8 protein-coding genes are annotated in these 6,254 nt (G+C 62.8%); all 8 read left to right on the top strand.

What is annotated here, in order from left to right; all coding sequences use genetic code 11:
• The coding region (locus ACTJKM_RS34705; protein ID WP_440661838.1) for a zinc-binding dehydrogenase at positions 1 to 984 on the top strand (984 nt) is incomplete at its 5' end.
• A gap of 198 nt (positions 985 to 1,182) precedes the next feature.
• Positions 1,183 to 1,623 (top strand): YaiI/YqxD family protein, encoded by a 441-nt coding sequence (locus ACTJKM_RS34700; protein ID WP_113478810.1) that lies wholly within the window; start codon positions 1,183 to 1,185, stop codon positions 1,621 to 1,623.
• Positions 1,624 to 1,666: 43 nt separating this feature from the next.
• Entirely contained in the window at positions 1,667 to 2,317 is a 651-nt protein-coding gene (locus tag ACTJKM_RS34695) for a DUF1345 domain-containing protein (RefSeq protein WP_058329553.1), read from the top strand.
• A gap of 24 nt (positions 2,318 to 2,341) precedes the next feature.
• Positions 2,342 to 3,175, top strand: coding sequence for an S-formylglutathione hydrolase (gene fghA / locus ACTJKM_RS34690; RefSeq protein WP_058329554.1), 834 nt, complete (start codon positions 2,342 to 2,344; stop codon positions 3,173 to 3,175).
• Positions 3,176 to 3,199: 24 nt separating this feature from the next.
• Positions 3,200 to 3,577 carry a fluoride efflux transporter CrcB gene (crcB, locus tag ACTJKM_RS34685; RefSeq protein WP_058329555.1) on the top strand — a complete coding sequence of 126 codons (378 nt, stop codon included), beginning with the start codon at positions 3,200 to 3,202 and terminating at the stop codon, positions 3,575 to 3,577.
• 212 nt (positions 3,578 to 3,789) lie between these two features.
• Positions 3,790 to 4,782 (top strand): RluA family pseudouridine synthase, encoded by a 993-nt coding sequence (locus tag ACTJKM_RS34680; RefSeq protein ID WP_057255592.1) that lies wholly within the window; start codon positions 3,790 to 3,792, stop codon positions 4,780 to 4,782.
• A complete protein-coding gene (locus ACTJKM_RS34675; protein ID WP_058329557.1) occupies positions 4,782 to 5,447 on the top strand; it encodes an HAD-IA family hydrolase in 666 nt (221 codons plus the stop codon). Before ACTJKM_RS34680 ends, ACTJKM_RS34675 begins: the two co-directional genes overlap by 1 nt.
• A complete protein-coding gene (locus ACTJKM_RS34670; RefSeq protein WP_093232348.1) occupies positions 5,440 to 6,225 on the top strand; it encodes an ATP12 family chaperone protein in 786 nt (261 codons plus the stop codon). Before ACTJKM_RS34675 ends, ACTJKM_RS34670 begins: the two co-directional genes overlap by 8 nt.
• Positions 6,226 to 6,254 lie beyond the last annotated feature (29 nt).

The raw sequence follows: 6,254 nt of genomic DNA, 5'->3' as shown, positions 1-6,254 counted from the left end.
GGCGCCGATCCGGAAGGCCTGTTCCCGGCCATCCTCGGCCATGAGGGCGCCGGCATCGTCGTCGACGTCGGCCCGGGCGTCACCTCGGTGAAGAAGGGCGATCACGTCATTCCGCTCTACACGCCCGAGTGCCGCTCCTGCCCGTCGTGCCTGTCGCGCAAGACCAATCTCTGCACCGCGATCCGCTCGACCCAGGGCCAGGGCCTGATGCCCGACGGCACCTCGCGCTTCTCGATCGGCAAGGACAAGATCCATCACTACATGGGCTGCTCGACCTTCGCCAACTACACGGTGCTGCCGGAGATCGCCGTTGCCAAGGTCAACCCGGACGCGCCGTTCGACAAGATCTGCTACATCGGCTGCGGCGTCACCACCGGCATCGGTGCGGTCATCAACACGGCCAAGGTCGAGATGGGCGCGACCGCGATCGTCTTCGGTCTCGGCGGCATCGGCCTCAACGTCATCCAGGGCCTGCGTCTTGCCGGCGCCGACATGATCATCGGCGTCGACCTCAACAACGACAAGAAGGCCTGGGGCGAACGCTTCGGCATGACCCACTTCGTCAATCCGAAGGAGGTCGGCGACGACATCGTTCCCTACCTCGTCAACATGACCAAGCGTGGTGCCGACCAGATCGGCGGCGCCGACTACACCTTCGACTGCACCGGCAACACCAAGGTGATGCGCCAGGCGCTCGAGGCCTCGCATCGCGGCTGGGGCAAGTCGGTCGTCATCGGCGTCGCCGGCGCGGGCCAGGAGATTTCCACCCGGCCGTTCCAGCTCGTCACCGGCCGCAGTTGGATGGGCACCGCCTTCGGCGGCGCGCGTGGCCGCACCGACGTGCCGAAGATCGTCGACTGGTACATGGAGGGCAAGATCGAGATCGATCCGATGATCACCCACACCATGGCCCTCGAAGACATCAACAAGGGCTTCGAGCTGATGCATTCCGGCGAAAGCATCCGTTCGGTCGTTCTTTACTAAGCTAAGCTGGCAATGGCGCAATTCCGGGAAAATCGCTTCGCACTTTTCCTGGAATTGCTTCACAACCTGAACGACGCAATTCCGGACGGAAAACCGCTTCGCACTTTTCCTGGAATTGCTTCACAATCCGATTCAGAACGGCGTCGGAGTCGATTGATTTCCGGCGCCTTTTCAGTCCCGTTGAGAAACTGATTCAAGATGATCTATGTCGATGCCGATGCCTGCCCGGTGAAGGCGGAAATCCTGAAGGTGGCCGAACGCCATGGAATAGAGGTGACTTTCGTCGCCAATTCCGGCCTGCGCCCCTCGCGCGACCCGACGGTACACAACGTCATCGTCTCGGCGGGTTTCGATGCGGCCGACAACTGGATCGCGGAACGGGCGCAGGAGGGCGATGTTGTCGTCACCGCCGATGTACCGCTGGCCGTGCGTTGCGTTGCTGCCGGCGCGTTGGTTACCGGCCCTTCCGGACGCATCTTCGACAAGGGCAATATCGGCATGGCTTCGGCGATGCGCGATCTTGGGCAGCATTTGCGTGAAACCGGCGAGAGCAAGGGCTACAACGCCGCCTTCACGCCGCGCGATCGATCCGCCTTCCTCGAAACGCTTGACCGACTCGCACGGCAGGCGAAAAAGTGACGGTGCGGCAGCCGCTTCCGCTGCAGATCGCAGGGGTATCTGGATGACAGCGACGACGACGAAGCTCAGGCACTGGCCCTTCTACACCGCCATTCTATGCGCGCTCGCAAGCGTGCCCGTCCTCTGGTTCGTTGCGCGACGCTTCGCACTTGAAGGCGCTGCGATCACCTTCTTCTGCGTCTATCTCGTCATGTGCTGGCGGCGATTGCGGATGATGACCGGGCGGCACCTGAAGACCCATGCCAGAAACACCGACGAGCCCGAGTTCGTTATCCTCCTCGTGACATTCGGTGCGGCTGCGAGCTCGCTCATCTCTCTGTTCTTTGCGCTCAACGCCCAGCAAACAGGATCCGCACTCGCGCTCGGCCTCGCCTTTGCCTCGGTCGTGCTCGGCTGGGCGACGATCCATATGATGGCCGCGATGCATTATGCGCACATATACTGGGTGCCTTCCGCGGATGCGAAGACGCCGGAGCCTGCACGTGGCCTCGACTTTCCCGAGACACCCGAGCCCGGCGGTTTTGATTTCCTCTACTTTTCCTTCGTCATCGGTATGACCGCGCAGACCTCAGACGTCGCCATCACCACAACAGCCATGCGGCGCATCAATCTGATGCATGCCGTCGTTTCTTTCTTCTTCAACACCGTGCTCGTCGCCGCCGCCGTCAACGCGGCCGTGCAGCTTGCCGGCTGAGCATCATTACCCAAGGAGCATTTCATGAAGGTCCTCTCGCAAAACACCGCTTTCGGCGGCATGCAGGGCGTCTTTTCGCACGATTCCGAGGCTTGCAAGGGCGAGATGACCTTTGCCGTCTTCGTGCCGCCGCAGGCGATCAAGGAACCGAGACCAGTGCTCTGGTACTTGTCCGGCCTCACCTGCACGCACGCGAACGTCATGGAGAAAGGCGAATACCGGCGCATGGCCGCCGAACTCGGGCTTATCATCGTTTGCCCCGACACCAGCCCGCGCGGCGCCGACGTGCCAGACGAACTGACGAACTGGCAGATGGGCAAGGGCGCGGGTTTCTATGTCGACGCCACCGAGAAGCCCTGGGCCGAGCACTACCAGATGTACAGCTACATCACCGAAGAACTGCCCGCTTTCGTCAGCCAGCACTTCCGCATGGACATGAGCCGCCAGGGCATTTTCGGCCATTCCATGGGCGGCCACGGCGCCATGACCATTGCGCTCAAACACCCGGATCGCTTCAAGAGCTGCTCGGCTTTCGCGCCGATCGTCGAGCCCTCGACCGCCGACTGGTCGGTCGGCGCCTTCGAAAAGTATCTCGGCACAGACCGCGCCGCCTGGCGCCAATATGATGCCTGCGCCCTCGTCAAGGACGGTGCGCGCTTCCCGGAATTTCTGATCGACCAGGGCAAGGCGGACAGCTTTCTCGAAAACGGCCTGCGCCCGTGGCTGTTCGAGGATGCGGTCAAGGGAACCGGCATCGATCTGACGCTGCGCATGCATGAGCGCTACGACCACTCCTACTACTTCATCTCCACCTTCATGGACGATCACCTGAAGTGGCATGCCGTACGGCTGGCCTAGGCCGATTTTGTCCCGGAGCGACTGATGACCCACCTCCTTCTCGTTGGAGCCGGCGGCGCGATCGGCTCGATCTTGCGCTACCTTGTCGGCCTCTGGACCGTCCATCGCCTCGGGGCGGGCTTCCCGTGGGGCACACTCGGCGTCAATATCACCGGCTCGTTCCTGATCGGCGTGCTGGCAGAGGCGATCATGCGCAAGTTTGGCGCGTCGCCGGAAATGCGCGTGTTCCTCATCACCGGGGTTCTCGGCGGCTACACCACCTTTTCCGCCTTTTCGCTGGATGCGATCACGCTCTTCGAGCGTGGTGATGTCATGCTTTCCGTCATCTATGTCGTTGCCAGCGTCGCGCTTTCGCTCCTTGCGGTCTTCAGCGGGCTGGCTCTGATGCGCGCAATAGTCTAAAGGCTGCTTCTACGAGCGCTGCGTAGCCTGAGGGAAACGCGGTGCGTTGCTGCATTGCTCTTCAACCGTCATCGCTTCAGGGGCATTGTCATGCAGCCGTTAAAGGATTGCGGCAGCCCTTGCGCACCTGAAGCGTTTTCTTACGTCCATCGCAACGTAAGAGCTTCAGATTGACGCGCGACGCTGCAGGAACAGAAAGCAGGTTCGCTCAAATGGCAGGCATAGAACACAGGCAAGTGGACGGTGACGAGGCAGGCATGCGCCTTGACCGCTGGTTCAAAGTGCATTTTCCGGGGCTGGGTTTCGGTCCGCTGCAGAAGCTTTTGCGTTCGGGCCAGATCCGTGTCGACGGCGGCCGCGTCAAGTCCGACACGCGCCTACAGCCGGGCCAGACGGTGCGCATCCCTCCCCTTGGCGTCGATGCGAAGGAGACGAAGACAGGCCCGATCGCCGGCCGCGACCTTCGCCACTCGCCCGACGGAGAATTGCTGTCGCGGATGGTGCTGCATGAGGACGCGAAGGTGATCGTGCTGAACAAGCCGGCCGGGCTTGCCGTGCAAGGCGGCTCCGGCGTCAACCGTCACATCGACAAGATGCTCGAGGCCTGGACCAATCAGCGTGGCGAAAAGCCCCGTCTGGTGCACCGCCTCGACCGTGACACCTCAGGTGTTCTGGTCATTGCCCGTACGCGTGGCGCCGCCCAGAAGCTGACGGCCGCCTTCCGAGAGCGCGACACCAAGAAGACCTATTGGGCGCTGGTGAAAGGCGTGCCGCGCAAGCGCGAAGACCGGATCTCGACCTGGCTGGTCAAAGAACAGACGCCGGACGGCGACCGCATGCGCATCGCCAAGCATGGCGAGGACGGTGCCGACCACGCGATTTCCTACTACCGAATTCGTGAGCAAGCGGCACAGAACCTCGCCTGGCTCGAGATGGAGCCCTATACCGGCCGTACCCATCAGTTGCGCGTGCATGCCTTGCATATCGGTCACCCGATCCTCGGCGACCCGAAGTATTTCGACGCCGATATCAACTGGAGCCTGCCCGGCGGCATGCAGAACCGTCTGCATCTGCACGCGCGCCATATCGATATCCCGCATCCGGACGGCGGTCGCCTGCGCGTGACCGCGCCGCTGCCGCCGCACATGGTCCAAAGCTGGAACCTACTGGGCTTTGAAGAGAACGAGCCGGGCGAGGACGACTGATGAAACTGGCGCTTTTCGATTGCGACGGGACGCTGGTCGATAGCGGCGGGCTGATCCATGAGGTGATGGCGCGCACCTTCGAGGCATTCGATCGCGAGCGCCCGCCGCTTTCAGCAACCAAGGGCATCATCGGCCTGACACTCGACATCGCCATTGCCCGCCTGCTTGGCCGCGAGCACGTCGACGACCTGGCACTGGCGATGACTGCGCACTACAAGTCGATCTTCGCAGGCGTGCGCAGCGAAGCCGGCTTCCAGGAGCTTTTGTTTCCGGGCATCGCCGACATGATGCAGACGCTCTCGTCGCGGGACGCGCTGCTGATCGGCGCCGTCACCGGCAAGTCTCGGCGCGGCCTCACTCACATCTCCGAAACCCACGGTTTCGACAATATCTTCTTCGTTTCGCGCACCGCCGACGACTGCCCTTCCAAGCCGCACCCGGCGATGGTGACGGAGTGCTGTTCGGAAGCGGGCATCGATGCGAAGGATACGGTCGTCATCGGCGACGCGATCTACGACATGCAAATGGCCAAGGCCGCGGGAGCCGCCGCCATCGGCGTAGCCTGGGGCTATGCGTCCGTTCCCGATCTCATCGAGGCGGGTGCCGATTTCGTTGCGCAGACGCCGGCAGACATCATTGAATGGATGGAACACAATCATGCCTGACATTCGCGACGAGCTCAGCGGTGCGATGAGCCACGAGGATCCGGTCCGCCGCGCACAGATTCAGATGCTGAAGCCGCTGCCGAAGCGCTTCTACAAGGCGGTCAGCGTCGCTGCGGCGGAAGGCGACACCCACGCCGTGCTGCTCGACGGCCGCACGGTGCGCACGCCAGCAAAGCAACCGCTTGCCGTGCCGACACGCAAGCTTGCCGATATGCTGGCCGCCGAATGGGAGGCACAGGCCGAGGTCATCGATCCCGCCCGAATGCCGGTCACCCGCATCGTCAACACGGCGCTCGATGGTGTTGCGAAAGACCAGCGCTCGGTGTTCGACGACATCCTGCGCTTCGCCGGAACCGACATGATCTGCTATCGCGCCGACAGCCCGGAAGGCCTGGTCGCACGCCAGAACGAGATCTGGAACCCGGTGCTCGACTGGGCGCGGCAAACGCTCGGCGCCCGCTTCATCCTCGCCGAAGGCGTGATCCATCAGGAGCAGCCGGAGGAAGCCCTTTCGGCCTATGCCGAGGGCCTGCGCGCTTTCGCCACTCCGCTCGGGCTCACCTGCGTTCATACGGTGACCAGCCTGACGGGTTCGGCCCTGCTGGCGCTTGCCTTCGCCTCCGGCAGGTTCACGGCCGAAGAGGCCTGGACGGCCGCGCATGTCGACGAAGACTGGCAGATCGAGCATTGGGGAACCGACGAGGAAGCCTTCCGCCGCCGCGAAAACCGCTGGCAGGAAATGCTGGCGACTGCTGCGGTTCTGGACGCCTTGCGGTAAACGGAGACAGCGAAACATCTCTGAATACG

The organism is Ensifer sp. 22460, from assembly GCF_052044935.1.
Classification (GTDB): Bacteria; Pseudomonadota; Alphaproteobacteria; order Rhizobiales; family Rhizobiaceae; genus Ensifer.
The sequence above is the reverse complement of the archived record's forward strand: the minus strand, read 5'-3'. Positions and strand labels throughout refer to the sequence as shown.

Bases quoted from the DNA above. Each gene is read 5' to 3' on its own strand.
- ACTJKM_RS34700 (WP_113478810.1), top strand. From the start codon at position 1,183: ATGATCTATGTCGATGCCGATGCCTGCCCGGTGAAGGCGGAAATCCTG.
- ACTJKM_RS34695 (WP_058329553.1), top strand. From the start codon at position 1,667: ATGACAGCGACGACGACGAAGCTCAGGCACTGGCCCTTCTACACCGCC.
- fghA (WP_058329554.1), top strand. From the start codon at position 2,342: ATGAAGGTCCTCTCGCAAAACACCGCTTTCGGCGGCATGCAGGGCGTC.
- crcB (WP_058329555.1), top strand. From the start codon at position 3,200: ATGACCCACCTCCTTCTCGTTGGAGCCGGCGGCGCGATCGGCTCGATC.
- ACTJKM_RS34680 (WP_057255592.1), top strand. From the start codon at position 3,790: ATGGCAGGCATAGAACACAGGCAAGTGGACGGTGACGAGGCAGGCATG.
- ACTJKM_RS34675 (WP_058329557.1), top strand. From the start codon at position 4,782: ATGAAACTGGCGCTTTTCGATTGCGACGGGACGCTGGTCGATAGCGGC.
- ACTJKM_RS34670 (WP_093232348.1), top strand. From the start codon at position 5,440: ATGCCTGACATTCGCGACGAGCTCAGCGGTGCGATGAGCCACGAGGAT.